Origin of the sequence: Shewanella sp. A32, assembly GCF_029167175.1 — a bacterium.
GTDB classification, from domain to species: domain Bacteria; phylum Pseudomonadota; class Gammaproteobacteria; order Enterobacterales; family Shewanellaceae; genus Shewanella; species Shewanella yunxiaonensis.
Map to the genome: position 1 here is coordinate 1 of NZ_JARFTS010000058.1, position 1,586 is coordinate 1,586.

The following is a 1,586-nucleotide window of genomic DNA, read 5'->3' on the forward strand; positions in this document are numbered from 1 at the left end:
TTGCCGGATCTCTCGGATGTGCAGGTCATCATCAAAACCTCTTATCCCGGTCAGGCCCCCAAGCTGGTAGAAGATCAGATCACTTATCCGTTGTCGACCGCCATGTTAGCCGTCCCGGGGGCGAAGACCGTCCGCGGTTATTCCATGTTTGGCGACTCGTATGTGTATGTGATTTTTGAAGACGGTACCGACATCTATTGGGCGCGTTCACGCGTGCTGGAATACCTAAGTCAAATCAGTAGTCGGCTACCGGATGGCGTCCAGCCGTCGCTGGGACCCGATGCTTCCGGTGTCGGCTGGATTTTCGAATATGCATTAGTCGATAAGACCGGCAAGCTGGATCTGTCGCAACTCAAGAGTTTACAAGACTGGTACTTGAAGCTGGAATTGCAGAGTGTCCCTGGCGTTTCCGAAGTCGCCACCGTTGGCGGTATGGAGCAGACCTATCAAATCGTGCTCGACCCGGACAAACTGGCCATCTATAAGCTAGACATTGCCAGCGTGAAATCTGCCATTACCAAGGCCAACAGCGAAGTCGGTGGCTCTGTGGTCGAAATGGCGGAAGCAGAATATATGGTGCGCGCCAAAGGTTATCGTCAGACCCTGAAAGATTTTGGTGAAATTCCGTTAGGTATTGCCAGTCCATCCGGAACCCCACTGTTGCTGCGCGATGTTGCCACCATTCGTAAAGGTCCCGCGGCCCGCCGTGGAATTGCCGAACTTGATGGTGAAGGCGAAACTGTCGGCGGCATTATCGTGATGCGTTATGGCGAAAATGCCCTGGCAACAATTAAAGCCGTCAAGGCCAAACTGGAACAGTTGAAAGCTGGTTTACCGGAAGGCGTCGAAATCGTCCCAACCTATGATCGTTCACACCTGATCCAGAATTCTGTCGACAACCTGGTCCACAAGGTCATTGAAGAGATGGTAGTCGTCAGTTTAGTCTGCCTGCTGTTTTTGCTGCATGCCCGTTCGACCCTGGTTGCCATTTTTACGCTGCCAATGTCGATTCTGATGGCCTTTATCGTCATGAATCACATGGGAGTGAACGCCAACATTATGAGCCTAGGCGGCATTGCCATTGCGATTGGCGCAGTGGTCGATGGTGCCATTGTCATGATCGAGAACATGCACAAACATCTGGAACATTTCCGGCATGAACATGATCGTGCACCGCAAGGCCCTGAACACTGGCAAATAGTGGCGGAAGCTTCCAAGGAAGTGGGGCCGGCGTTATTTTTCTCGCTGCTGATTATTACCTTGAGCTTCTTACCGGTGTTTGCGTTGGAAGATCAGGAAGGTCGTTTGTTTACGCCACTCGCCTACACCAAAACCTTTGCTATGGCGTCAGCGGCGATACTTTCAGTCACGGTAGTGCCCATTCTGATGGGGCTATTTATTCGTGGCAAAATTCCTTCTGAAACGGCCAACCCCATCAGCCGGGTGTTAATCGCCGGCTATAAACCGGCATTAAATCTGGTATTGCGCTTTCCTAAGGTGACGATCCTAGCCGCCCTAGTGGCGCTCGCAAGTGCCTGGTATCCCGCCACCCGAATGGGCAGTGAATTTATGCCCAGCCTGGAAGA

General features: G+C 52.2%; 1 protein-coding gene. It reads left to right on the plus strand.

The window, feature by feature from the left end; translation table 11 throughout:
• Positions 1–1,586: efflux RND transporter permease subunit (locus tag PY479_RS17510; RefSeq protein WP_275484537.1), on the plus strand; the 1,586-nt coding region annotated here is incomplete at both ends.